Genomic DNA, 24,311 nt, shown 5'->3' with positions numbered 1-24,311 from the left:
ACGCAGTTGTCAGTCAAGGGCGGCTGTGAAAAATTCATTAAATCAAAATATTAATCGTAAAGGGTAGCAGGGGATGACAGCCAATCGCCTCGAGATGCACAACATTAACCTGGCCTTTTCCGGCTTTCGGGCGCTGAACAACGTGGCGTTTTCCCTGAAGGGGGGGACCGTGCACGCGCTGACCGGCGCCAACGGCGCGGGAAAATCGACGCTGATGGCGGTGCTCTGCGGGACACACGCGCATTATGAGGGCGAGATTGTCATCAATAATCAGCCGGTAAATATTCGTTCTCCACGCGATGCAAAGCAGCTTGGCATTCATCTGGTGCAGCAGGAAGTCGACGTGGCGCTGGTTCCCGGCCTGAGCATTGCCGAGAACATCATGCTGGACCGGCTGGCGCTGCCGGGCCAGGGCTTTAGCTGGCGGCGGGTCCGCGAGCAGGCCCGGGCCGCGCTGGCCCAGCTGGATATCGTTCTTGACGTGCGCCGCTCTATCGATAGCTGCTCCCTGGCCGAGAAGCAGCAAATTCTGCTGGCGCGGGCCCTGTCGCACCACTGCCGCTTTCTGATCCTTGATGAACCGACGGCGCCGCTGGATCGTCACGAAAGCGAACGCCTGTTTACCGTGGTGCGCCGCCTGCAGCAGCAGGGGATCGGCGTGGTGTTTATCTCCCACCGCATTCATGAGCTGAAGGCCATTTGCGACACCTTAACGGTGCTGCGCGACGGACGGCTGATCGAAAGCGGCCCGATGGCGGAGCTCAGCGGCGAGCAGATCGTGGAAAAGATGCTCGGCCATGAGCTTAGCGATATTTTTCCGCCGAAGCGCCCGCCGCACGGTGAAGAGGTGCTGCTCCAGGTGGAAGGGCTGCACGACGAGGGGCTGCTGCAGGATATCTCTCTGCGCCTGCGCAAAGGCGAAATTCTCGGCATCGCCGGGCTGGCGGGGGCCGGTAAAACCGAGCTGTGCAAGGCGCTGTTCGGCGCCAGCAAAAGCCGCCTGACGCGCGGCGAGCTGAACAGCCAGCCGTGGCGCCCGCGCGACCCGGCGGACTCCGTCACCCGCGGGCTGGCGCTGGTGCCAGAGGAGCGGCGCAAGGAGGGGATTTTTATCGAAGAGCCTATCGCCATGAACCTCGCGGTGAGCGCCGATAGCAGCTTTTCGCGCTGGAGCCTGTTTGGCCATCGCCAGGCGTGGCGCTGGGCGGAGGAGGTGGTGGCCCGGATCGGTATTCGCACCACCGGCCCGGGCCAGACGCTGCGTCGTCTCTCCGGCGGCAATCAGCAGAAGGTGGCCATCGGTAAATGGCTGCGCGGCAGCGCTAACGTACTGATTTTTGATGAGCCGACCAAAGGCGTCGACGTGAAGGCAAAGACCGACCTGTTCAACCTGATCGACGGGCTGGCGCGAGAAGGCAAAGGGGTGATCTACGCCTCGGGCGAATTCTCGGAGCTGGTTGGATTGTGCGACCGCATTTGCGTGCTGTGGGATGGCCGCATTGTGGCAGAAATAGCGGGCGCAGAGGCCCGCGAAGAGACCCTACTTTATTACTCCACCGGAGGAGCAGCAGCGTGAGCAAGGCCCTGACCGCTACCGCGACGGCATCGAGCCGTCAGCGATTTTTCGATTTTCTCTACAAATGGGGCATGTTGCTGACCGTTGTGCTGCTGATCGCCGTTTTTGGCCTCGCATCGGATAACTTCCTCGACCCGTTCAACATCATCAACATTCTGCGCTCGATTGCCATCGTGACGGTGATCGCCATCGGGGTGTCGATTTCGCTCACCATCGGCGGATTCGACCTGTCGGTCGGCTCGACCGCCTCGCTGGCGAACGCGCTGGTGATTTCGCTGTTCGTCTGGCACGGATTTGGCACCACGGAGGCGATTCTGATCACCCTGGCGCTGTGTACGCTGGTGGGGCTGTTTAACGCCTTTCTGATCGTGGTGCTGCGCATTCCCGACATGCTCGCGACCCTCGCCAGCCTGTTCGTGATTCAGGGCGTGGCGATGACCTACAGCTACGGCGGCTCGATTACCGAGAACATGGTGCTGCCGAGCGGCGAGATGGCGGAAGGGACCATTCCGGCGGCGTTTGGCCTGCTGGGGCAGGTGCCGACGATTGTCATTATTATGCTGGCGGTGACCGTGGTTGCCCAGCTGGCGCTCTCTTTCACCACCCACGGGCGGCGGATGTACGCCATCGGCGGCAACCCGGAGGCCGCGCGTCTTTCCGGCCTGCGCATCACGCGCTACAAGGTGGCGGCGTACGTTATCGCTTCGCTGCTGGCGGGCCTCGGCGGCATCCTGCTGGCGTCGCGCATCGGCTCCTCCCAGGTTAACGCCGGCGGCGGTTACCTGATGGACGCGGTGGCGGCGGCGTGGATCGGCTTCTCGCTGGCGGGCTCGGGCAAACCGAACGCGCTGGGCACGCTGGTGGGGGCGGTGATCCTCGGGGTGCTCTCCAACGGCCTGGTGATGCTCTCGGTTCCGTACTACGCAATGGACATTATTAAAGGGCTGGTGCTGGCTGGCGCGTTAGCACTGACCTATTTTCAGCGCCGCACCTAATTATAAACAGGGTAAACATGATGAAAAAAATAACGCTTTCTCTTATCGCGCTGGGGCTGCTCAACTCCGTAGCCGCCTATGCTGAGACGCCAACGCCGGTGCCGGCCGCTATCGCTGAACATAACGGACCGATCCGCATTGCGGTGATCCGTAACCTGGGTTCCGATGATAACACCACCCAGTTTGTCTCCGGGGCTATCCAGGAAGGCAAGAAGCTCGGCTTTAAAATGAGCACCTTCCTGAGCAACGGCGACGACGCGAAATTCCAGGACTTCGTCAATCAGGCCATTAGCCAGAAATATGACGGCATTATTCTCTCCCAGGGGCGCGATCCCTACTCGACCGCGCTGGTGAAGAAGGCGGTGGACGCCGGGATCAAGGTCGCGGTATTCGACACCGCCGTCAGCGGCGAGATCCCGGGCGTGACCGTGACCCAGCAGGATGACGCCTCCCTGACCGATCTCTCCTTTGGTCAGCTGGTGAAAGATTTCAACGGTAAAGCCAACATTATCAAGCTGTGGGTCGCCGGCTTCCCGCCGATGGAGCGCCGTCAGGTGGCTTACCAGGCGCTGCTCAAGCAGAACCCGGGCATCAAAGAGCTGGAGTCGATCGGCGCCGTCTCCTCCGACGTGCAGGGCGATACCGCCAACAAAGTCGGGGCGATCTTAGCGAAATACCCGAAAGGCAAAATTGACGCGATTTGGGGTACCTGGGACGCCTTCAGCCAGGGGGCTTATAAGGCGCTGAAAGAGAACGGCCGTACCGAGATTAAGCTCTACAGCATTGATATCTCTAACCAGGATCTGCAGCTGATGCGCGAATCCGGCAGCCCGTGGAAGGTGAGCGTGGCCGTGGATCCGAAGCTTATCGGGGCGACCAACGTACGTCTGGTGGCCAACAAGATTGCCGGGGAGCCGACGCCTGCAACCTACGATTTTAAAGCGGCGGCAATTCCTCAGGCGCTGCTGGCCGCGCAGCCGGGGGCGGTAAACGTGGCGTCGCTTGGCAAAATCATTCCGGGCTGGGGCCAGACCGAAGACTTTATCGCCCCGTGGTTCGCCACCCTGGAAGCTAAAAACAAGTAAGGAGCAGGTATGGCGACGGAACTCCCGCGTCCCGACTACAGCCGCAATATGCGGCTGATTGGGCATAGCGATCAGGGCGGACGCCCGGACGGCGTCCAGCTGATGGTGCATCGTGGCTTTGCCTATATCGGCCACATGGTGTCCCAGGGTTTTTCGGTGGTGGACGTTCGCGACCCGAAAAACCCCAAAGCGGTGAACTACGTCGCCGCGCCGCCCGGCACCTGGAACGTGCACCTGCAGGCGCACGACGATCTGCTGCTGGTGATCAACGCCCGGGATCTCTTTGCCGACGCCCGCTTTGCCGACGAGAAGGTCTACTATACCCGTTCGGTGGGGGAGACGGTCAGCGACGTACGGGAGAAGGGCTGGAGCGCCGGGCTGCGTATTTTTGATATCTCCGTTGCGGATAAACCGCGGGAAATCAGCTTTCTGTCGCTCGACGGGATCGGCATTCATCGAATCTGGTACGTCGGCGGCCGCTGGGCCTACGTTTCCGCGCTGATCGACGGTTTTAGCGACTATATCTTCCTGACCATCGATCTCGCCGATCCGCGCAAGCCGCAGGTCGCCGGGCGCTGGTGGCTGCCGGGGATGAACCAGGCGGCAGGGGAGACGGCGAGCTGGCCGCAGGGGAAACGCTACGCCCTGCATCACGCCATTATCGCCGGAGATACCGCCTACGGCAGCTGGCGCGACGGCGGTCTGACCCTGCTCGACGTCAAGGACCGCACCCAGCCGAAGCTGATTAGCCTCCGCAACTGGAGCCCGCCGTTTGGCGGCGGCACCCATACCGCGCTGCCGCTGCCGGATCGCGATTTACTGGTGGTGCTCGACGAAGCGGTGCTCGACAACCAGCAGGACGGCGAGAAGCTGATCTGGCTGTTCGATATCCGCGACCCGGCGAATCCGGTCAGCATCTCGACCTTCCCGCAGCCGCGGGAGAGCGACTATGTGGCGAAAGGGGCGCATTTTGGCCCGCATAATCTGCATGAGAATCGCCCCGGAAGCTTCGTCAGCTCGACGCTGATTTTCGCCACTTACCAAAACGCGGGCGTGCGGGCCTACGACATCTCCGACCCCTACCGGCCGGTAGAAACCGGGGCGCTGGTGCCCGCGGCGCCGGAGAAGATGATGGATACCCGTCCGGGTCGCCCACAGGTGATCCAGTCCTGCGACGTGTTCGTTGACGCGCAGGGGATTATCTACAGCACCGACTATAACGGCGGGCTGTCGGTGATCGAGTATTTGGGGTAGGGAAGGGCGGTGAATGGAGAGCCCGGGCAGCGCGCTGCCCGGGAACGACCGGGAAGGGATTAGCCGTACTGGCGAATGCGGGCGATCAGCTCGTCGACGCCGTCGATGCGTTCGGCAATCACGATCAGCGCTTTGCCGAGCGAAATCGCATGGCGCAGACATTCGTAGCGCATGGCCTCATCGGCAATGCTGTCGATATCGGCGACGTGCGACAGGCCGACGCTGCGGCGAATCAGTTCGGTTCCGCAGAAGCCAATCGCATCCGCCCACACTTTTTTCAGGAACGCTGAGGTATAGCCGGGATAGGCCAGCGCCGCATCGCGGCTCTTCTCCGCCGCCAGCGCCTGGAAGCGTTCGGCAAAGGTTGTCCACAGCGCCTGAATATCGTTCAGCCGCTGTTCGCGCGCGGCGGCGGCGTCGCGAATGCCCAGATGGCCCGGCAGGCCGCAGTAGTTGAGCAGCAGGTTGCCGATGGCGGTGCCGATATCAAAGCCAATCGGGCCGAAATAGCCGAACTCGGCGTCGATGGCTTTAAAGCTGCCCTCGGCAACGAAAATTGAACCGCTGTGGATATCGCCGTGCAGCAGCGCTTCCGCCTGGGAAAAGAAGCGGTGCTTGAGCGAGGCCACCGCCAGCCTGAGCTGGCTATCGTGGCGCAGGGCGGCAATATCGTCCTCCAGCTCCGGCGGATAGCTGTTGCGTTCATGAACCTGGTAGGGGTCGTTGAAGAACAGATCCTCGGTTATTTCACACATCTCCGGGTTAATAAAGCGCGCGACCTGGGCTTTTTTATCGTGAGGATGGAGATAAAAATCGCTGGTATGGAACAGCGCCTGGGCCAGGTATTCGCCCAGCTGGCTCGCCGCCTGCGGATAGTAAACGTTGGCGATAAGCTCGCCGCGCCAGATGCGGTGATCGGACAGATCTTCCATCACCATCACCGCCAGCTCGGGATCGAAATGGTGAATTTTTACCGTGTGCTGCGGGCAGTGTTGATAGTGGGTCACCAGCGTCTGCGCCTCGAGTCGGGCGCGATCGAGCGTCAGCGGCCAGGACTCTCCGACGCAGCGGACGTAGGGCAGGGCCTGCTTAACCACAATGCGGCTCACGCCCTGGGTATCAAAAATTTTAAATACCAGGTTGAGGTTACCGTCACCCACTTCCTGCGCGGACACCAGTTCCGACGGGTCGTCGAGACCGCCAAATTGTTGTGCATAAGCCACCGCATCGCTGGCCGTGAAGGTATGGTATTGCGACATTGCCTCGATCCTCAAAAGTTCTGATTAAGCCGTTCAGACGTCTATACTTCTGGATTCCATCCTGACACAATGTGATACAACAACGCAACAGGGATTTAACGACATGCAGACACTACAGACCACCAGCCTGCGGGTAAGCGAAAATCAGCTTTTTATTCTTGACCAGCAGGCATTGCCGCAGGAAAAACGCTGGCTGGCGGCAGATAACGTTTCGTTACTGGTTGACCATATTCATGCTCTGCGGGTGCGCGGCGCGCCGTTAATCGGTCTCTCTGCCAGTCTGCTGTTAGCGCTTCTGGCGCAGCGCGGCCTGACCCGCGATGAGCTATCGCAGGCGCTGGATACGCTGCGCGCCGCGCGCCCGACGGCGGTCAACCTGATGAATAACCTCGACCGCATGAAGCTGGCGCTGGCGAAAGAGAACTATATTCCGGCTCTTGAAGAAGAAGCGCTGCGCCTGATCGCTGAAGATAAGCAGCTGTGCGCCAGCATCGCGGAAACCGGCGTCAGCCTGGTCAAAGCGGGCAGTCGCCTGCTGACCCACTGCAACACCGGCGGGCTGGCGACCGCAGGGGTGGGCACGGCGTTAGGGGTGATCGCGCTGGCCCATCAGCGCGGCCTGGTGGCGAACGTGTGGGTCGACGAGACGCGCCCGCTGCTGCAGGGCGGCCGTCTGACCGCCTGGGAGCTGGGCGAGCTGGGGGTACCCTATCAGCTAATTACCGATTCGATGGCCGCCAGCCTGATGGCTAAAGGGCAGGTCGATGCGGTGTGGGTTGGCGCCGATCGCATTGCCGCCAACGGCGACGTGGCGAACAAAATCGGTACCTATTCGCTGGCGGTGCTGGCGAAATATCACGGCATTCCGTTCTATGTCGCCGCGCCGCAAACCACGCTCGACCGCGGCTGCCCGAACGGCGAGGCCATTCCTATTGAACAGCGCGCGGCGGCGGAAGTGACCGGCGTGGCCGGCAGCTTCGGCGCGGTGCAGTGGGCGCCGGCGGATGCATCGGTTTATAACCCGGCGTTTGACGTCACGCCTGCGGCATTAATCAGCGGCTGGGTGCTGGACAGCGGCGTCGTTACCCGCGAGCAGGTGGCGGCCGGCGCATTTGCGCCAAATATTGGCTAACGGCGCGGGTCTGCCGCCGGATAGCGGATCTGCTCCGGCTGGCGCTGCAGAATGATTTTGCCGCGGCGAATGGAGGTCAGCACTTTGGCCTGACGCCGCACGGCGTCATAGTCATTTTCCGCATCGAGGATCAGCAGGTTCGCCGGGTGGCCTTCGGCGATACCGTAATTATCGCCGAGGCACAGCGCCCGGGCGCTGTTATCGGTAATCAAATCGAGACAGCGCTGCAAATCTTCATACCCCAGCATATGGCAGATGTGCAGCCCGGCATCGAGGATGCGCATGATGTTGCCGTTGCCCAGCGGGTACCAGGGGTCCTGAATGGAGTCCTGGGCAAAGCAGACGTTAATCCCGGCGCGGTCCAGCTCCGCCACCCGCGTCACGCCGCGGCGTTTTGGCCAGCTGTCGAAGCGCCCCTGCAGGTGAATGCTTTCGGTTGGGCAGGAGATAAAGTTGATGCCCGACGCCTTGAGCAGGCGGAACAGCTTCGAGCAGTAGGCGTTATCGTAGGAACCCATCGCGCAGGTATGGCTGGCGGTGACCTGCGCGCCCATGCCGCGTACCCGAGCCTCTTCCGCCAGCACTTCCAGAAAGCGCGACTGCGGGTCATCGATTTCATCGCAGTGCACGTCCACCAGGCAGCCGTGGCGCTGGGCCAGGTCCATCAGAAAGGCCAGCGAGCTGACGCCCTTGTCGCGGGTGTTCTCGTAGTGCGGAATGCCGCCCACCACGTCGGCGCCCATTTCAATGGCGCGGGTCATCAGCTCTCGTCCGCCGGGGAACGACTCGATCCCCTCCTGCGGGAAGGCGACGATTTGCAGGTCGATAAGATCGGCGGCCTCTTTTTTCACCTCCAGCATCGCCTCCAGCGCCGTCAGGGAAGGGTCGGTGACGTCGATGTGGGTGCGCACGTGCTGCACGCCGTTATCGCGCAGCATACCGATGGTCTTCAGCGCGCGCTGGCGCGTATCTTCTACCGTGACGCTCTCTTTACGCTGGCTCCAGCGGGTGATGCCCTCAAACAGCGTGCCGCTCATATTCCACTCCGGCTCGCCCGCCGTCAGGGTGGCGTCCAGATGGATATGCGGCTCGACGAACGGCGGGATAACCAGCTTTTGCTGCGCGTCGATATCGCTGGCGTCAGCCGCCCGCGCGGCGGCCTGCGGGGCGATGCTTTTAATCATGCTGTCCTGTAACTCAAGGGTATAGAGCGCTTCTTTATGGCGCAGGCGCGCGTTGATAATTTTCATGGTTGTTCCCGTAAATGGTTTTGCGACATACGCCAGATAGCCAGGGCGACCGAGGCGTTGAGATGAAACTGCGGATGGCTGACCGGATAGCGGGTCAGCTTTTCAATACGTTGGATACGCTGATGCAGGGTGTTGCGGTGAATGCCCAGCCGCTCGGCGGCCCTCATCACGTTGCCGTTCTCCTGGAGCAGGGTTTCCAGGGTCTCCATGAGCAGCCACGGGCTTTTACGATCGGGTTCGATCAGGCAGCCAAGGGTGTCGTGCATAAAATCGCTCAGCAGCGTGGGATCGCCGACGGCGGAGAGCAGCTTGATAAAGCCCAGCTGCTGATAGTCGCTGATGCGCTGAGCAGGGCGCAGGGTATCGCTGAGATCCAGCGCCTGGCGCGCCTGCGACAGCGCCCGCTGATAGCCCTGCAGCTCCTGCACCGGCGCGGAGAGGCCGCACAGCAGCGACAGCCCGTCGTCGCCCTCCGCAAGCTGGAGCAGCCACTGCTGCAGCCACTTTTTCTGCTGATAAAATTCGCCTTCCTCATCCGGGAGCAGGAAGAGAAACATATTGCTGCGCTCTACCAGCGGAAAGGGGTTGCCCTGCTGGTTAAGCTGCTGCTGCAGCCGCTGGCGCACGGTGCGACGGGCCTGCTGCAGCCAGGCTTCGGCCTGCTCCGGCGGAAACTGGCGAAACAGGCGCTGAATCCCCTCAAGGCGCAGCGCCGCCACCCGCAGCGGGCGGGTAAAATCCAGCTGCTGATGAAGCGCGCGCTGATGCAGGATTTGCAGGTCGGGATAGTCGCCGGTTAACAGCTGCAGCAGAATATCGCGCTGCGACTGCAGCGCGTTTTCGCTGCGCACCAGCGCGGTACCGATGCGCTCGGTGACGATCACCATTTTGAGCAGATAGGGCTGTTCGATCAGCGGAATGCCCAGCTCGTCGGCCAGGGCGATCAACCGCGGAGGGATCGTCTGGATATAGGCGTCGCCGGTGAGGATCACCATGCCGGCGATCCCGCGCTGCTTGCCCTCCATCAGCAGATGGATCAGGTTCTCCTCATTGCGGGGATGGTTGATCCCGGTGATAAACACCAGCTCTCCGCCCATGATCCACTCGGCGATATTTTCATTTTCCGCTACGTAGTACCAGCGCACCGCCAGCTGGAGCCCCTGCTGCCCCGCGCGCAGCCGCATCGCCGAGAGTCCCTCCAGCGCGAGGATTTCGCTGACCGTCAGGCTCATGGCTACTGCTCCGCGGCCGCGTCAGCCGCGGGCTGGCGTTTGCTCAGGCGGGTCAGGACGATATAGACCAGCGCGGAGACGGAGATGCCCACCAGCGGCGCAACCCACGGCGACAGGTAAGCCACCAGCGCGCCGACGGCATAAGCGCCCAGGCCCAGCCAGTTGAAGCGCGGTAAGCGCGCGGTTTGCAGCAGAGGATAGCGCCCGCCGCGATAGAACCAGTAGTCGGCGAGGATCACGCCGCCGATGGGCGGGATGATGCTGCCCAGCAGAACCAGGAACGGGATCAGCATTTCGTACATCCCGCCAATGGCCAGCAGAATGCCGACGCCGGCGGCGACAACGGTCAGGGTCCGGCGGCGTTCGCTGCGCAGCAGGTGGCAGGCGGCGGCCGAAACGTTATAGATGGTCGGCCCCTGAATCGTCAGCAGATTGAGGCACAGCATGACCACCGCGGCGACGGAGAGCCCCTGCAAAATCAGCACTTCCACGATATCGGCCTGCTGATAAACGATGGCGCACCAGGCCCCGGCCACAATCATCAGCCCGTTACCGATAAGGAAGCTGCCCATGCTGGCGAGGATGGCGGTGCGGCTGGAGTTAGCCAGCCGCGTCCAGTTCGTCGCCTGGGTCGCGCCGCTGGCGAAGGTGCCAAATACCATGGTGATGGCCGCCGACCAGGTCATGGTTTCGCCCGGTTCGATTTTGGTCATCGCCTGCCAGCCGCCGGCGTGGTGGGCGGCAAGGTACATCGAGACCACCAGCAGGATAAACATCAGCGGGACCGAAACCCGCGAGAGCGCATCCAGCCCCTTATAGCCCACCAGCGCGGTGACGCAGAACAGGATGCCGAACAGCACCATCAGCGGAACGGTCATCGCCTCGGGCAGGGCGAGTATTTTGACCAGCGAAATTGCCACCGTGGCGGTACCCCAGGCGTACCAGCCCAGCTCGGCGAAGCCGAGAATAAAATCGGCGAGCCTGCTGCCGATCTCGCCGAAGCAAAAACGCCCCATCAGTACGGTGTTCAGCCCGCTGCGGGCGGCAATCCAGCCGAGCGACGCCGCGTAGAGGGCCAGCAGAAAGTTGCCGATAACCGCAATCCACAGCAGGTTAACGATGGAAAAAGAGACGCCGAGCTTCCCGCCCGCGAACATCGTGCCGGTAAAAAAGGTAAAGCTGAACAGAACCATGGAGATTGAAAACAGGCCCTTGCGCCCTGAGGCCGGCGCTTCGACGAGCGGGAAATCGTTGCTGTTTGACATAGTGGAACCTCTGAGTGGTCACCCGAATGGCGATGCCAGAGGGGTAGCAAGAGGTGTGCCAAAAAAAGCGGGGCAACGGGAACATATTGGGGTGGGCAGTGTGCACATAAAAAGGCGTTAAACGGCGCCGTTTTGCCAGAATGGTGTGCAGGGTGCAAAGTTTTGCACCAGCGTGGAGCAGCCGTTCGGACTTTGCCATCGCGCGCGGTCGCTATCGCTGGCGCTGAAATTTACGCCAGCCGTACGCAGAACGATCCCCCGTCTTTTTAGCGACCCGCAGCGGGTAATATTGGCGTTATGAAAACGTTCAGTTGTATCACTGTTAAAAGCGGTAATTTCATATGCGTTTCTGATATAACCATTCTTAATGTAAGCCTTTCCTGAAATATTGTTCAGCCGGGCAGGCGGTGTTAGTATCGGATAAATAGCCATTTAGACGGCTAAAGAACCTTGGTTCGGGTTATCCTGCTGGCCGTTTTGCCTTAGCGCAGCGACGCCGCTGCCTGCCGCAGCATCCCCCGAGCGTAAAGGTTCTCCAAATACCATCGCTAAACTAAGGAACTGCTATGTGGCAAGAAAGACTCGCGCAACTGGTCACCACCTGTCATTGGATCGGTGCGAAGGGCTGGGCGCCGGCGACCGGCGGCAATATGTCCGTGCGCCAGGATGAGACCTGGTGCTGGCTCAGCGAGTCGGGACGCGATAAGGGCAGCCTGACCAGCGAAGATTTTCTGCAGGTTGATATTGCCAGCAATACCGCGCCTTCCGGGCGCAAGCCCTCGGCGGAAACCGGGCTGCATACCCTGGTCTATCGCCTGTTCCCCGAGGCCAACGTCGTGCTGCACGTCCATACCGTCAACGCGACGGTGCTGTCGCGCATCGAGAAGAGCGGGACGCTGGCGCTGCAGGGCTACGAAATGCAGAAAACGCTGACCGGCCAGCACAGCCATCTCGACACCGTCCCGGTGGCGATTTTCGATAACGATCAGGATATCGACGCCCTGGCGGCGCGCATCGAAGATTATGCGCAAACCCGCCCGCTGCGCTACGGCTTCCTGCTGCGCGGCCACGGCCTGACCTGCTGGGGGAAAGATATCAACGAGGCGCGTCGTCAGCTGGAAGGTCTGGAATTCCTGTTCGAGTGCGAGCTGATGCGTCGCCGCTACGAGCGCGACTAATATTCAACGGGCGATCGGGTCAGGCATGGATTTTTATCTGGGTATCGATATCGGCACCTCGCGAGTTAAGGCGGTGCTGTTTGACGAACATTTTCAGGCGCGGGCCAGCGCGGCGGAGAATACCGGGCCGCGTCTGTCGGCTAACGGCTACGCCGAGCAGGATATGGCGCAGCTGTGGCAGTCGGTGATCGCTATTTTGCGCCAGATTGCGCAACGCCCGGAGCTGCAGGGCGGGCGCTTAAGGGCTATTGGCCTTGCCGGGCAGGGCGAAGGGGTGTGGCTAAGCGATGCCGAGGGCGAGCCGGTCGGGCCGGGGATCCTGTGGAGCGATACCCGCAGCCGGGAGCTGATGAGCGTTCTGCTGCGCCGTCCGGACTTCGATCGCCGCTTCTTTGCCGAGACCGGCACCCACCTGCAGCCGTGCAATACCAGCATGCAGCTATGCTGGCTGCGGCACTATCAGCCGGAGCGGCTGGCGGCGGCGCGCTATCTGTTTTTTGCCAAAGACTGGATCCGCTTTCGCCTGACCGGCGTCGCGGCGCTGGATATCACCGATGCCAGCACCTCGCTGCTCAATCAGCAGAGCGGGGAGCTGTCGGCGGTGGTGCTGAATGAAATGGGGCTTGCCGATCTGCAGCACCTCTTCCCGCCGCTGCTGGCGCCGGATGCGCAGGCCGGCACCCTGCGCGACGAGGTGGCGGCGCTGACCGGACTGGCGGCCGGCACGCCGGTGGCCGCCGGCGCGCTCGACGTGTGCAGCGCGGCGCTCGGCTGCGGCGCGGTGAACGACGGCGATATCTATACGATCCTCGGCACCACCTGCTGTACCGGCATCGTGTGCCACGGTCGTCAGACGGTGAACGAGGGAACGCGCTACGTCACCCATACCGAAGCGGGGAGCTTTATTAACCTCTTCCCGATGCAGGCCGGAACGCCGAATATCGACTGGCTGCAGCAGCATATCTCCCTGAGCCCGGACCTCCAGCAGCTTGAGCGGGCGATTGCCGACGTCGAGCCGGGCAGCGGGGGCGTGTTCTGGCAGCCCTATCTTAACGGCGAGCGCGCGCCGTTTTATAGCCCGGACGCGCGGGCCGGCTATTTTGGCATCAGCCAGCACACCACCCGCGCCGAGCTGCAGCGGGCGGTGTTTGAAGGGCTGGCATACGCTATTGTCGACTCGCTGCAGGGCTATCCGCAGGGCGGTGAACTGTACCTGACCGGCGGCGGCGCGGCCTCCGCGACCTGGCTACAGATTATTGCCGACTGCAGCGGCAGAACGGTGGTCTCCAGCACCTTTAACGAACTCAGCGCCCGCGGGGCGGCGATTCTGGCAGCCCGCAGCGTTAACGGACTCTCGCACTACCCGCAGCTGGAGCAGACGTGCTATCAGCCACATCCGCGGGCGCACGCCCGCTACGCCGTGCTCTATCCGGTTTATCGCCTGCTGCGCGAACAGCTGCTGCCCGTCTGGCAGGCTCGGCAGGAGGCGCTTCAACGTATTTCTCAGGAATCAGACCAATGAAAATTGTATTTACCGCCGAACACTCCGGCGATCTCACCGCGTTCCAGCAGCTGGGCGAGCTGCGGGTGGAGGGATGGGCGCTGGGTAAGCCGAAGCTCAGCGCCGGCCAGCTGATCGACCTGGCCCACGATGCCGACGTGCTGGTGACCAGCTACGACGACGTCACGGAAGAGGTGATCGCCGCCTGCCCGCGCCTGAAGGTGATTGCCTGTACCCGCGCCAATCCGGTGAATATCGACGTTAAAGCCGCGGCGGCGCGCGACATTCGCGTGCTCTACACGCCGGGCCGCAACGCTGACGCCGCGGCGGAGCTCACGCTTGGGCTGATGCTGAGCCTGGCGCGGCATATCCCGCAGGCGCACGCGGCGCTGAAGCGCGGCGAGTTTACCAACGCCGACAATGCGGCGGCGGTCACTCAGGCCGGGCTGCGCCGCGACGTGGTGTGGGACGTGAGCCCGCAGAGCCCTTACGAGGTGTTTAAAGGCAGCGAGCTGCGCAATAAAACGCTGGGGCTGATTGGCTACGGGAATATTGGTCGCCGGGTGGCGCGTATCGCCCGCGCGTTCGGTATGGCGGTGCTGGTGGTGGACCCGTTCGTGGCGGGCGAGGATATCAACGAGCCGGGGCTGCGCAAAACCACTCTCGAAGCGCTGTTCCGCGAGGCGGATATCGTCAGCCTGCATCTGAGCAGCGGTGCCGGCAGCGACGGCCTGGTAAACGCGCCGCTGCTGAACAGCATGAAGCCCGGCGCGCTGCTGATTAACACTTCCCGCGCGGCGGTGGTTGACGAGGAGGCGCTCATTCACGCCCTGCGCCACGGGCCGCTGGGCGGCGCGGCGCTGGACGTTTATCATCGCGAACCGCTGTGGCGCGATCACCCGTTTGTCACCGAGTTTGCTAACGTGATTATCACCCCGCATATTGCCGGCGCGACCCGCGAAAGCATCAGCAAGCATACGGCGATGATTGCCGCCGATCTCCAGCGCTACGCCGCCGGCGAGCCGCTGTTATACCAGTGGCGCTAAGCGCGGGGCCGCAGGCTATGCGGCCCGATTCGCGGCCATAAATGCCAGGGTGTGGTCCCAGTCGATCACGCCCGCATCCGATCCCAGGCCGGTGGCGACCAGCGCCGCCACGGCCGACGCCACTTCGCAGGCCTCTTTTTCGTTCAACCCGCGGGCCAGGGCGGCAATAAAGCCGCCGCAGTAGCTATCGCCGCAGCCGGTGGTATCCACCGCCTCTACGCGCCAGGGGGCGATATGCTCGACGCGACCGTCACGAGTCAGCAGCCAGGAGCCGTTGGCGCCGTCTTTCAAAATACAGGTCCCGACGCCGAGGTCGAAGAAGAAACGGGCGATTTCGGCGGGCTCGCTGCGTCCCGACAGATAGGCGGCCTCCTCCAGCGAGGGCATAAAGTAGTCTACCGACGGCAGCAGCGGGCGCAGCAGATCCAGGGTTAGCTCATCGGGGGCGATCAGGTCGAAGCTGGTGGTGACGCCGCGCGCTTTAGCCGCCGCCAGCAGCCGCGCGCTCTGACCCTGGTCCATCGCCGCCAGCAGACCCGTGCCGCCGTGATGCAGGAAGCGACAGTCGAGAATCGAGGCAAAGGCCTCTTCGCTGACAAACAGTGCATCCGAGGCGCCGCGACAGTGCAGCGCGGGCCGCTCGCCGTTCGGGCGGATAGGCAGGATGGTTGCCGAGGTTTCCTTTTGCGTCGTGCGCTGGATCAGCGAGCAGTCAATTCCCAGGCGCGCGTAGCTGGCGAGAATAAAATCGGCCTTTTCATCGTGGCCAAGGCAGGCGACGGCGGCGGTGCGAACGCCGAGCTTCGCGGCGTTGATATTCGCCCCCGCGGCGGTGCCCGCCGGGTTAAGACGAATTTGTTCGATAAAGGCCACCCCGCCGCGGGGCGGGATGTCGAGAACCGGACGGCCGGCGATATCAAGGATCGTCAGGCCGACAAAAACGGCGTCAAAGGCTGCCATAGATACTCCGTTAACGATGCTGCTGACGCAGACGCGCCTGCCAGAAAGAGAGGGCCAGCGCGACCACCAGAATGACGCCGACCAGCGCGTCTTTGACCAGGTAGTTAAGACCCATCAGGTTCAGGCCGTTATCAATGATGGCGAGGAACAGCACCCCGCCGAGGGTACCGGCGATGCTGGCCCGGCCCTGGCGGTTAAAGGCGGTGCCGATAAAGACGGCGGCAATCGCATCCATCAGATAGGACTGGCCGGCCAGCGGCGCAAACTGCCGCAGATTAGCGGAGAGGATCACGCCGCCGATGGCGCACATGGCGGAAGCCGCCACCAGCACCCACAGCATGGTCAGCCGATCGCGGATCCCGGCGATCCGCGCCGCTTCCCCGTTCTGGCCAATGGCGCGAACGTACTTGCCGAAGAGCGTGCGTTCGGTAATCAGCCACGCCACCAGCCACAGCGCCAGCACGATAACCACCGGCGTCGGAATGCCGGCGATATTGCCCACTGCCAGATCGTGGTACTCCGGCGCCATCCGGCGATAGGCGATCGAGCCGCCGCCGTCGGTGTAGATCCGCTCGACGCTGCTGGCAATAAACCAGGTCCCGAGGGTGGCAAGGAACGGGCGGATCTGGCAAATCAGGATCAGAAAGGCGTTCAGCAGACCGATGATCGTCCCGCCAAGCAGGGCGTAGCCCACCGCGGCCTGCCACGGCAGGTGCCAGGTTTTCAGGGCCACCAGCGCAAAGGCGGCGCCAAAGTCGAGCGCGACGCCCACCGAGAGATCGATGGCCCCGGCGCTGACGATAAGGGTCATCGCCATCGCCACAATTAGCAGAATCGCGCTGCCCTGCAGCAGGTTGGCCCAGTTATCAACGGTGAGAAATACCGGGTTGGCCCAGCCGAACAGGGCAATGGCCAGCAGGGTGATAACGCCGAAGCCCGCCCGCGACAGATAGGCCAGCGGGCCGCCGGCGGTCTGCTGCGGCGATGAGGATTTGAGCGTCAGCTGGCTCATTGATTGCCTCCGTGATGTCTGACCGCAGAAGCCGCCAGCACGATAAGGATCAGGGTGCCTTTGATGGCGCCCATCCAGAAAATATTGACCCCCAGCAGCCCGAGGCCGTTGGAGAGGGCGTTGACCAGCACCGCGCCAAGCAGCGCGCCCCAGATGGTGACGACGCGCCGGCGCGAGAAGGCGGCGCCGATAAAGGTTGCCAGCACGGTCTCCAGCAGCAGCGGCGTGGCGGTGCCGCTGGAGCTGCCCGAGCCCTGGCTTAAGAGCGGCAGGATCGCCAGGCCGGCGGCGATGCCGGCCAGCAGCCAGACGTAAATCGTCAGCCGGCGCACGTTAAGCCCGCTCATTTGCGCCATATCGCGGTTGCCGCCGACCGCCTGCAGATGCTGGCCGAAACGCGAGTGGTGCACCAGCAGCTGGAACAGGACGAAGACCGCCAGCAGATAGATCAGCGGCCAGGGGATGCCGAGCAGCGTCTGGTCGCGAAAAGCCACCATCAGCGGATCGCTGACCGCAATGCGCCGCTGGCCGGTGAGTAAATCGGTCAGGCCGGTAAAGGCCACGGAGGTTGAGAGCGTTGCCAGCAGCGGCGGCAGCCCGGCGACCAGCACCAGCCCGGCGTTGATCGCCCCGCAGGCGAGGCAGACCACGAGCGGCAGGAGCAGCAGCCACAGATAGGAGATCTGCCACTCCACCATGCCGAGGCTCAGAAGCGCGACCCCGAGCACCGCGATGGCGGGAAGCGAGAGGTCGATCCCGCCGGTGACCACGTCATCGCCGCCGACGGCAATCACGCAAACCAGTCCGAAGCAGAGAATGGCCAGCGGCACGCTCTGCACCAGCATCATGCTGATATTCTGCCAGCTTAAAAAGAAGGGCGACTGGAGGCTGAGCCAGACCAGCAGGGCAAAGAAGAGGATCAGCGGAAATTTTTCAATAAGCGTCGTCATGCCCGGCAGGCCGCGGCGCTGGATACCCGTACTCATAGCTGTTGTTCCTGTCCACCGTTAATCGTTGCCAGCAGGGCGTCGAGCGTCAGCCCCTGGGTGGCGAGATTGGCCACCAGCTCGCCGCGCCACATCACGAGGATCCGATCGCATAATCCCAGCAGCTCCGGCGCATCGCTGGAGGAGACCAGCACCGCGCGTCCGCGATCCGCCAGCTGGCGGGTACGCTGATAGATATCGCTGCGGGCTCCGATATCGACCCCGAGGGTCGGTTCATCGAGAATAAAGAGCCGCGCATCGGTGCCCAGCCAGCGGGCCAGAATCGCCTTTTGCTGGTTGCCGCCGCTCATCAAGCGCACCGGCAGCTCCGGGCGGCCGGGGCGGATAGAGAGCTGCTCAATCCAGCTGCGGGCTTTCTCCAGCGCCCGGCCCCGGTGCTCCCAGCCGAGGGTGGCGGTGTCCGACAGGGAGGCCAGGTTAATGTTATCGGCGGTGGAGAAGGGGAGGATCAGCCCCTGATGGCGGCGGTCGCGGGGCACCAGCGCCATGCCGGCGCGAATCGCCTGCTTCGGCGTGCGGATGCGACGCGGCTGGCCGTCGATGCTAATGACGCCGCCGTCCACGCGCTTGAGTCCATAGAGAAGGTCAACCAGCACGTCGCGCCCGGCGCCCAGCAGCCCGGCGATACCGACGATTTCGCCGGGCTGAATATCAAAGGTAATATCGCGCAGCTGATGGCCGTCGCCGAGCCCGCGCACCGACAGCAGCGGCGCGCTGGCGTCGGCTTCAGGCGGCGCGGACTGGCGCGGGGTATAGAGCTGCTCGATTTCCCGGCCGACCATCATTTTGATCAGCGCATCGGTATCCTGCAGCAGCGAGCGGTCAGGGTAGCCCACCACCTCGCCGTTGCGCAGCACGGTTCCGCGATCGCAGAGGGCGGCGATTTCGTTCAGATAGTGGGAAATATAGAGAATGGCGATCCCCTGCTCGCGCAGGCGCAGGATCGCCGAGGAGACCAGGCTGGCCTCCTGCGCTTCCAGCGGCGCGGTAGGCTCGTCAAACACCACCAGCTTCGCGGCGCCGTCGATCAGCGCCCGGGCGATTTGCACCAGCTTACGTTCGGCAAGGCTGAGATCGCGAATCAGCCGCCGCGGGTTAATGCTCAGCTGCCAGCTATCGCGGAAAAAGGCCTCGGTGGCGGCGTTCATGCGCTTTCTGTCCAGCGCGCCCCAGCGGTGGCGATACTCCTGGCCGAGAAAAACGGACTCCGCCACGGTGAAATGGGCGATCAGGTTGAGCTCCTGGTGGATAACCCGGATGCCCATCGCTTCGATAGCCGCAGGGTTGCCGAACGGGATCGGCGCGCCGTCGAGGGTGGCGCTGCCGCTATCGGCCTGGTACACGCCGGCAAGGATCTTGATCAGGGTGGATTTTCCGGCCCCGTTTTCGCCGATCAGACCGTGAATTTCACCGGGGTTAAGAAGCAGCGTGACCGCATTTAATGCAGTCACGTTGGCAAAGCTTTTGCCGATCTGGCTCATGACCAGACCAGCGGCGGGGCGCTCCCCGCCGAGGGGTTGATTAATCACTGCAGTTCGCCATATCCCAGCTGTTTGTAGACCGCTTTCGCTTCCTGCGGACCCTTCACCGGCACCACAGGAATAAAGGTTTGCAGCGGCAGAGCCTGCTTAGCGAAGTAGTGCGCGACGTTGTCGGCCGACGTCTGGCCAATCAGGTGCGGCTGCTGAGCGACGTTAGCGACGAACGGGCTGCCGGGTTCGGCCATAATCTCCAGCGTTTCCGGACCGGCGTCGATGGCGGTGACCTTCACGTCTTTATCGCGGCCGGTCTCTTCCAGTGCCTGCACGATCCCGATGGCCGGCTGATCCCAGCAGGCGACGTGGATAGCGTCCAGTTTGCCTTTCGGATACTGGCTGAGCAGTTCGAGGGTTTTCTTACGCGCATCTTCCGGGGAGTTGGCAAACTGTTCGGCCAGCTCCGGCTGAATAATATGAATATCCGGATAATCCTTAAGGACATATTTCCACTGGTCGTAGCGGATGCCGCAAATTCGCAGCGAGCTGGAGAATGCATTAAATACCGCAACGTTACCTTTGCCGCCTAATTCATCGGCCATATAGCGGCCAATGGTTGAACCCAGGGTGTAGTTGTCGGAGGTCGTGTTATTGACGGAGTATTTAGAAACGTGGTCCACGGTAAATACCGGGATGCCGGCATCGCGCAGCGCTTTAAATTTAGGTTCAACGGCGCTGTCGCCGAGAATACTAATTACGGCATCAACCTTGCGTGATAATAAAATATCGTGGTTATTGGCGTGTACCTGATTATCACGACCGCCGTCAACGCCGATGACTTTACCGCCCAGTTTTTCAACCTCTTCGGTGGCGCCTTTATAGGCTTCACGATCCCAGAAGTGCTGGGTACCGACAACGGCGACGCCGATGGTTTTCCCCTTTAGCGACAAGGGTTCTGCGGCGGAGGCGCTGACGGAGACGAGCGTCATCAGACCCAGGGCGGCGGGCAGTAATTTTTTTCTCTGCGACATTCTTATTATAGTCCTGTGATGAAGGTGTTTGCGGATTCGTAGCATGACAATAACGACCACGCAACCTCAAATACAAAATATGTCTAAGTTATACCAATAATGGTATATCGACGGAATAGGGCAGGAAAACTTAATTTTACCCGCTATAACCTGAAAATATTTCATGATGCTGAAATTAAGCCATGTTTATATTGTGGGTATAAGGTAAAAGCGCCGACTTTTATTGCAAACGGTAATTGCTGCTTAATGATGGCCATATTTCTGGTGGGATGTGGTGAATATATTCCAGGGGGCACGTAATGCGGGCGGCTGTTGGCCTGAGTGGCAGGATATTATAGCGCTGCCGGCATTTTATCTTCAGCCAACTCCCGACTTATTATAGCGGCCTTTATCGGGTGACAACAAAACGGGCAACATGAATAAACAACATAATCTGGCGGTGATGCACTGGGGGACCTGGCAGGTGCAAACCCGCGATGGCGCCATTGACGCCGTCGTGCCGGTCGCCTGGGATAAAAATCCCTCGCGCATCGGTCAGTCCCTCACCGATGCGGTCACCGGCAATACGCGCATTCGTCGTCCGGCGGTGCGGGCCGGCTATCTGAAAAATGGTCCCGCGTCGCGAGAAGGTCGCGGCAAAGAGCCCTTTGTCGAGGTGAGCTGGGAGATCGCCCTCGACCTGCTGGCCCGTGAACTCACTTCGGTGAAGGCGCGCTGCGGGAACGAAGCCATCTACGGCGGCTCCTACGGCTGGGCCAGCGCCGGGCGTTTTCATCACGCCCAGAGCCAGCTGCACCGCTTCCTGAAATCTTTCGGCGGCTACACCGCCAGTACCAATACCTACAGCAGCGCCGCCGGCGAGCGTATTTTGCCGCACGTGCTGGGGCCGCTTAGCCCGCTGCATCGCCAGCACACGCACTTCTCCGAGCTGGCGCGGGAGTGTCAGCTGTTCGTGGCGATTGGCGGCCTGCCGCTGCGCAACTCTCAGGTGAGCGGCGGCGGCGCCAACGATCATATGCTGAAGCACTGGCTGGAGAAGATGCAGGCCAACGGCACGCGCTTCGTCAATATCAGCCCGGTCAGCAACGATCTGAGCGCCGTGAGCTCGGCGCAGTGGCTGCCGGTGCGTCCGGGGACCGATACCGCGCTGCTGCTGGCGCTGTGCTACGTCCTGATTACCGAATCCCTCTACGACAGTGACTTTGTGGCCAGCCACACGGTGGGCTTTGCTCCCTACCGCGCCTATCTGCTGGGAGAGCGTGACGGGGTGGCAAAAACGCCGCGCTGGGCGGCGGCGATCGTGGGGATTTCCGAGCAGCAGATCGTCTCTCTGGCGCGCGAGATGGCCAGCCAGCACACGATGGTCAATATCTCCTGGTCCATTCAGCGCGCCCGCCAGGGGGAGCAGGCCTACTGGGCAACGGTGGCCCTGACCGCGCTGCTGGGGCAGATTGGCACCCCGGGCGGCGGGTTGGGCTTCGGCTACGCCTGTACCAACCTGGCGGGCGCGGCGCGCAAAGCCTTTTCCGGCCCCCGTCTGCCGGCGGGGAAAAATGCGGTTAACGGCGCGATCCCGGTGGCCCGGCTGGCGGATATGCTACTGCACCCCGGCGGCGAATATGAGTTTGACGGCCAGCATCTGCGCTACCCCGATATCCGCCTGGTCTACTGGGCGGGAGGCAACGCCTTTCACCACCATCAGGACCTTAACCAGCTCTGCGAGGCGTGGCGACGGCCGGAAACGGTGGTGGTGCATGAGCAGTACTGGACCGCGCAGGCCAAGTTTTCCGACATTGTGCTGCCGGTGACCACCTCCCTGGAGCGGGAGGATATCGGCAGCGGCGGGCATGACGGATTTATGATTGCCATGAGCGCGCAGATCCCGCCGGTTGCCGAGGCCCGCGACGACTACGCGATTTTCTGCGATCTTGCCGCCCGGCTAGGCTGCGGCGAGCGCTTCAGCGAAGGGCGCAGCGTCGGGCAGTGGCTGCGGCATATTTATGATGAGTCGCGCCCGCGGGCCCGGGAAGAGGGCATTGAGCTGCCGTCGTTTGATGATTTCTGGCAGCAGGGCGTGCTGGAGTACAGCGCGCCGGAGCAGCCGCAGGTCTTCCTGGCCGATTTTCGCGCCGACCCGCTGGGCTCGCCGCTCTCCACGCCGTCCGGCAAGATTGAGCTCTTCTCGCAGACCGTCGCCGACTTCGGCTACCGCGAGTGCCCGGGCCATCCGTGGTGGGATGAAGAGGAAGCGAGCTGGCAGCGGGAAGAGGCCAGCTGCTGGCCGCTGCATCTGCTGTCCAGCCAGCCGCGCACGCGTCTGCACAGCCAGTACGATCATGGCAGCGTCAGCCGGGCGACCAAAATTCAGGGGCGCGAGCCGCTGTGGATGCATCCCCAGGATGCGCAGGCGCGGGGAGTAACCGAAGGCAGCGTGGTGAAGGTGCATAACGCCCGCGGAGCGATTCTGGCCGGGGTGCATCTCAGCGAAGGGATCCGCCAGGGGGTAGTGCAGATGGCCACCGGCGCCTGGTACGATCCGCTGGATCCGAGCGAAAAAGGTTCGCTGGACAAGCACGGTAATCCGAACGTGCTGACCGAAGATCGCGGCAGCTCGCGGCTGGGTCAGGGCTGTAGCGCGCAGAGCTGCTGGGTTGAGATTGTCCCGTGGCGTGAGGCGCTGCCGGCGATTACCGCCTTCGATCCGCCGGCGTTTATCAGCGCGGACGCGCTGTCCTGAACGGCAGCCCGGCGGCGCAGAGCCGCCGGGCTGGACGAAGACGACTACGCCAGGCGCGGGTAGGCGTCGGCAATATCATCCCCGGTAAACTTCGCCACCCAGCCTTCCGGATTATCGAAAATGCGGATGGCGGTGAAGTTCGGTTCCGAGCCCATATCAAACCAGTGCGGCGTGTCGGCGGGGACGGAGATTAAATCGTTCTTCTCGCACAGTACCTGGAACACCTCATTGCCGATATGCAGGCAAAACAGCCCGGCGCCCTCGACGAAGAAACGCACTTCGTCTTCACCGTGGGTATGTTCGTTGAGAAACTTCGCGCGCAGCGCCTCTTTCTGCGGGTTGTCCGCGCGCAGGCTGATGACGTCCCAGCTCTGGTAGCCCTTTTCGGCAACCAGCCTGTCAATGGCGTGCTGGTAGGCTTCAATCACCGTTTCCGGCGCTGGCGCGATGCCCAGGTCGCGGTCGGCCTGCCAGCGTTCAAAGCGGACGCCTTTGGCGTTTAGCTGCTGCTGAATCTCTTCGCCGTCGGTGCTGTGCCAGATGGCGGTTGCGGCGTCGTGGTCAGAAAAAATCGTTAATGCGCTCATGCAGGTATCTGCTCCGGGTGAATGTCGTCAAAACGCTGAATCTGCGGATGATGGCTGGCGGGGTCGCGATCGCCGCGTACCAGCTGCAGGGTGCGAAAACCGGCCTCCTCGGCGGCATCCAGCTCCTGATGGATATCGGAAAGGAACAGGATGGCGGCGGGGTGATGACCCAGCTGTTCAGCAATGTTGCGGTAGGACTGCGCTTCGCGCTTCGCCCCTACCAGGGTATCGAAATAGCCGCTGAACAGATGAGTAATATCACCTTCGTCGCTGTAGCCAAATAACAATTTCTGCGCAGCGACCGAGCCTGAGGAATATACATATAAATCAATCCCTTGTGACTTCCACTTTTCCAGCGCCGGCAGAACATCAGGGTACAGATGGCCGGTAAAGTCGCCGTTCAGGTAGCCATCGCGCCAGATAATCCCCTGCAGCGCCTTCAGCGCGGTGGATTTGCGATCCTCCTGCATAAAGGCAAACAGCGTCTCGATAAGCTCGGCGGTGCTGGCAGCGGGAGCGGCGATTTCGTGACGCAGGTTATCAAGGATCGTTTTGACCGGCTCAGCGTACTGCTGGGCGGTCACGAAGCCTGCTAACCGTTCACGGGCGTACGGAAACAAAATGTTGTGTACGAAGCGAATGTCGCTGGTGGTACCTTCAATATCGGTCACGATGGCGCGGATCATGGTTTCTCCAGAGTGGGCGTTACGCCGCATTGACGGTGGCGGC

At 62.2% G+C, this 24,311-nt stretch carries 21 protein-coding genes; 9 read left to right on the top strand and 12 right to left on the bottom strand.

Going from position 1 to position 24,311, the window contains the following annotated elements; genetic code table 11:
- The first annotated feature begins 73 nt into the window (after positions 1–73).
- The 4 genes from MMW58_RS21325 to MMW58_RS21310 are packed head-to-tail and all read left to right on the top strand — an operon-like array spanning position 74 to position 4,910.
- Entirely contained in the window at positions 74–1,576 is a 1,503-nt protein-coding gene (locus tag MMW58_RS21325; RefSeq protein ID WP_241722048.1) for a sugar ABC transporter ATP-binding protein, read from the top strand.
- The gene (locus tag MMW58_RS21320; protein WP_095094922.1) at positions 1,573–2,571 is read left to right on the top strand and encodes an ABC transporter permease; all 999 of its coding nucleotides are present in this window, start codon (positions 1,573–1,575) and stop codon (positions 2,569–2,571) included. The genes MMW58_RS21325 and MMW58_RS21320 overlap by 4 nt, the downstream gene beginning before the upstream one ends.
- Before the next feature lie 20 nt (positions 2,572–2,591).
- Positions 2,592–3,656, top strand: a complete 1,065-nt coding sequence (locus tag MMW58_RS21315) for a sugar ABC transporter substrate-binding protein (protein ID WP_045854426.1) — start codon at positions 2,592–2,594, stop codon at positions 3,654–3,656.
- 9 nt (positions 3,657–3,665) lie between these two features.
- Positions 3,666–4,910 carry an LVIVD repeat-containing protein gene (locus MMW58_RS21310; protein ID WP_241722047.1) on the top strand — a complete coding sequence of 415 codons (1,245 nt, stop codon included), beginning with the start codon at positions 3,666–3,668 and terminating at the stop codon, positions 4,908–4,910.
- 59 nt (positions 4,911–4,969) lie between these two features.
- Here the strand turns inward: MMW58_RS21310 and mtnK are convergent, their stop codons facing one another.
- Entirely contained in the window at positions 4,970–6,169 is a 1,200-nt protein-coding gene (gene mtnK / locus MMW58_RS21305) for an S-methyl-5-thioribose kinase (protein WP_241722046.1), read from the bottom strand.
- 103 nt (positions 6,170–6,272) lie between these two features.
- On the opposite strand from mtnK, the gene mtnA reads away from it, so the two are divergent.
- Entirely contained in the window at positions 6,273–7,301 is a 1,029-nt protein-coding gene (mtnA, locus tag MMW58_RS21300; RefSeq protein ID WP_095094934.1) for an S-methyl-5-thioribose-1-phosphate isomerase, read from the top strand.
- Here mtnA and codA read toward each other — a convergent pair.
- The 4 genes from codA to MMW58_RS21280 form a co-directional block, all read right to left on the bottom strand.
- Positions 7,298–8,551 (bottom strand): cytosine deaminase, encoded by a 1,254-nt coding sequence (gene codA, locus MMW58_RS21295; protein ID WP_241722045.1) that lies wholly within the window; start codon positions 8,549–8,551, stop codon positions 7,298–7,300. The two genes, mtnA and codA, sit on opposite strands and share 4 nt — an antisense overlap.
- Complete coding sequence (locus MMW58_RS21290; protein ID WP_241722044.1) at positions 8,548–9,783, bottom strand: PucR family transcriptional regulator; 1,236 nt, start codon at positions 9,781–9,783, stop codon at positions 8,548–8,550. The genes codA and MMW58_RS21290 overlap by 4 nt, the downstream gene beginning before the upstream one ends.
- A 2-nt stretch (positions 9,784–9,785) precedes the next feature.
- Positions 9,786–11,048, bottom strand: a complete 1,263-nt coding sequence (codB, locus tag MMW58_RS21285) for a cytosine permease (protein WP_159236036.1) — start codon at positions 11,046–11,048, stop codon at positions 9,786–9,788.
- Between the two features lie 117 nt (positions 11,049–11,165).
- Positions 11,166–11,480 carry a hypothetical protein gene (locus MMW58_RS21280; RefSeq protein ID WP_241722043.1) on the bottom strand — a complete coding sequence of 105 codons (315 nt, stop codon included), beginning with the start codon at positions 11,478–11,480 and terminating at the stop codon, positions 11,166–11,168.
- 134 nt (positions 11,481–11,614) lie between these two features.
- On the opposite strand from MMW58_RS21280, the gene MMW58_RS21275 reads away from it, so the two are divergent.
- The 3 genes from MMW58_RS21275 to MMW58_RS21265 are packed head-to-tail and all read left to right on the top strand — an operon-like array spanning position 11,615 to position 14,773.
- On the top strand, positions 11,615–12,226 hold the full coding sequence (locus MMW58_RS21275) for a methylthioribulose 1-phosphate dehydratase (RefSeq protein ID WP_095094944.1): 612 nt from the start codon (positions 11,615–11,617) through the stop codon (positions 12,224–12,226).
- 25 nt (positions 12,227–12,251) lie between these two features.
- Positions 12,252–13,748, top strand: a complete 1,497-nt coding sequence (locus MMW58_RS21270; RefSeq protein ID WP_241722042.1) for an FGGY-family carbohydrate kinase — start codon at positions 12,252–12,254, stop codon at positions 13,746–13,748.
- The gene (locus MMW58_RS21265) at positions 13,745–14,773 is read left to right on the top strand and encodes a 2-hydroxyacid dehydrogenase (protein WP_241722041.1); all 1,029 of its coding nucleotides are present in this window, start codon (positions 13,745–13,747) and stop codon (positions 14,771–14,773) included. The genes MMW58_RS21270 and MMW58_RS21265 overlap by 4 nt, the downstream gene beginning before the upstream one ends.
- Before the next feature lie 15 nt (positions 14,774–14,788).
- Here the strand turns inward: MMW58_RS21265 and MMW58_RS21260 are convergent, their stop codons facing one another.
- The 5 genes from MMW58_RS21260 to MMW58_RS21240 are packed head-to-tail and all read right to left on the bottom strand — an operon-like array spanning position 14,789 to position 20,258.
- A complete protein-coding gene (locus MMW58_RS21260) occupies positions 14,789–15,733 on the bottom strand; it encodes a carbohydrate kinase family protein (RefSeq protein WP_241722040.1) in 945 nt (314 codons plus the stop codon).
- Positions 15,734–15,743: 10 nt separating this feature from the next.
- Positions 15,744–16,745 (bottom strand): ABC transporter permease, encoded by a 1,002-nt coding sequence (locus MMW58_RS21255; protein ID WP_241722039.1) that lies wholly within the window; start codon positions 16,743–16,745, stop codon positions 15,744–15,746.
- Positions 16,742–17,731 carry an ABC transporter permease gene (locus MMW58_RS21250; RefSeq protein WP_241722038.1) on the bottom strand — a complete coding sequence of 330 codons (990 nt, stop codon included), beginning with the start codon at positions 17,729–17,731 and terminating at the stop codon, positions 16,742–16,744. Before MMW58_RS21250 ends, MMW58_RS21255 begins: the two co-directional genes overlap by 4 nt.
- Positions 17,728–19,233 (bottom strand): sugar ABC transporter ATP-binding protein, encoded by a 1,506-nt coding sequence (locus tag MMW58_RS21245; protein WP_241723765.1) that lies wholly within the window; start codon positions 19,231–19,233, stop codon positions 17,728–17,730. The genes MMW58_RS21250 and MMW58_RS21245 overlap by 4 nt, the downstream gene beginning before the upstream one ends.
- A 44-nt stretch (positions 19,234–19,277) precedes the next feature.
- Positions 19,278–20,258, bottom strand: coding sequence for a sugar ABC transporter substrate-binding protein (locus MMW58_RS21240; RefSeq protein WP_241722037.1), 981 nt, complete (start codon positions 20,256–20,258; stop codon positions 19,278–19,280).
- Positions 20,259–20,673: 415 nt separating this feature from the next.
- Between MMW58_RS21240 and MMW58_RS21235 the strand changes: the two genes are divergently transcribed.
- Entirely contained in the window at positions 20,674–22,995 is a 2,322-nt protein-coding gene (locus MMW58_RS21235; RefSeq protein WP_241722036.1) for a molybdopterin-dependent oxidoreductase, read from the top strand.
- A 44-nt stretch (positions 22,996–23,039) separates the two neighbouring features.
- Here the strand turns inward: MMW58_RS21235 and MMW58_RS21230 are convergent, their stop codons facing one another.
- Both MMW58_RS21230 and mtnC read right to left on the bottom strand, forming a co-directional pair.
- Positions 23,040–23,582: a 1,2-dihydroxy-3-keto-5-methylthiopentene dioxygenase gene (locus tag MMW58_RS21230; RefSeq protein ID WP_133596784.1), complete on the bottom strand. Its 543-nt coding sequence runs from the start codon at positions 23,580–23,582 to the stop codon at positions 23,040–23,042.
- On the bottom strand, positions 23,579–24,268 hold the full coding sequence (gene mtnC, locus MMW58_RS21225) for an acireductone synthase (protein WP_045854442.1): 690 nt from the start codon (positions 24,266–24,268) through the stop codon (positions 23,579–23,581). The genes MMW58_RS21230 and mtnC overlap by 4 nt, the downstream gene beginning before the upstream one ends.
- Between the last annotated feature and the right edge of the window lie 43 nt (positions 24,269–24,311).

Source organism: Klebsiella sp. HC6 (assembly GCF_022605325.1).
GTDB lineage: Bacteria > Pseudomonadota > Gammaproteobacteria > Enterobacterales > Enterobacteriaceae > Klebsiella > Klebsiella terrigena.
The sequence above is the reverse complement of the archived record's forward strand: the minus strand, read 5'-3'. Positions and strand labels throughout refer to the sequence as shown.

Coding starts and splice junctions, on each gene's coding strand:
- MMW58_RS21325 (WP_241722048.1), top strand. CDS start 74: ATGACAGCCAATCGCCTCGAGATGCACAACATTAACCTGGCCTTTTCC.
- MMW58_RS21315 (WP_045854426.1), top strand. CDS start 2,592: ATGAAAAAAATAACGCTTTCTCTTATCGCGCTGGGGCTGCTCAACTCC.
- MMW58_RS21310 (WP_241722047.1), top strand. CDS start 3,666: ATGGCGACGGAACTCCCGCGTCCCGACTACAGCCGCAATATGCGGCTG.
- mtnK (WP_241722046.1), bottom strand. CDS start 6,169: ATGTCGCAATACCATACCTTCACGGCCAGCGATGCGGTGGCTTATGCA.
- mtnA (WP_095094934.1), top strand. CDS start 6,273: ATGCAGACACTACAGACCACCAGCCTGCGGGTAAGCGAAAATCAGCTT.
- codA (WP_241722045.1), bottom strand. CDS start 8,551: ATGAAAATTATCAACGCGCGCCTGCGCCATAAAGAAGCGCTCTATACC.
- MMW58_RS21290 (WP_241722044.1), bottom strand. CDS start 9,783: ATGAGCCTGACGGTCAGCGAAATCCTCGCGCTGGAGGGACTCTCGGCG.
- codB (WP_159236036.1), bottom strand. CDS start 11,048: ATGTCAAACAGCAACGATTTCCCGCTCGTCGAAGCGCCGGCCTCAGGG.
- MMW58_RS21280 (WP_241722043.1), bottom strand. CDS start 11,480: ATGGCTATTTATCCGATACTAACACCGCCTGCCCGGCTGAACAATATT.
- MMW58_RS21275 (WP_095094944.1), top strand. CDS start 11,615: ATGTGGCAAGAAAGACTCGCGCAACTGGTCACCACCTGTCATTGGATC.
- MMW58_RS21270 (WP_241722042.1), top strand. CDS start 12,252: ATGGATTTTTATCTGGGTATCGATATCGGCACCTCGCGAGTTAAGGCG.
- MMW58_RS21265 (WP_241722041.1), top strand. CDS start 13,745: ATGAAAATTGTATTTACCGCCGAACACTCCGGCGATCTCACCGCGTTC.
- MMW58_RS21260 (WP_241722040.1), bottom strand. CDS start 15,733: ATGGCAGCCTTTGACGCCGTTTTTGTCGGCCTGACGATCCTTGATATC.
- MMW58_RS21255 (WP_241722039.1), bottom strand. CDS start 16,745: ATGAGCCAGCTGACGCTCAAATCCTCATCGCCGCAGCAGACCGCCGGC.
- MMW58_RS21250 (WP_241722038.1), bottom strand. CDS start 17,731: ATGAGTACGGGTATCCAGCGCCGCGGCCTGCCGGGCATGACGACGCTT.
- MMW58_RS21245 (WP_241723765.1), bottom strand. CDS start 19,233: ATGAGCCAGATCGGCAAAAGCTTTGCCAACGTGACTGCATTAAATGCG.
- MMW58_RS21240 (WP_241722037.1), bottom strand. CDS start 20,258: ATGTCGCAGAGAAAAAAATTACTGCCCGCCGCCCTGGGTCTGATGACG.
- MMW58_RS21235 (WP_241722036.1), top strand. CDS start 20,674: ATGAATAAACAACATAATCTGGCGGTGATGCACTGGGGGACCTGGCAG.
- MMW58_RS21230 (WP_133596784.1), bottom strand. CDS start 23,582: ATGAGCGCATTAACGATTTTTTCTGACCACGACGCCGCAACCGCCATC.
- mtnC (WP_045854442.1), bottom strand. CDS start 24,268: ATGATCCGCGCCATCGTGACCGATATTGAAGGTACCACCAGCGACATT.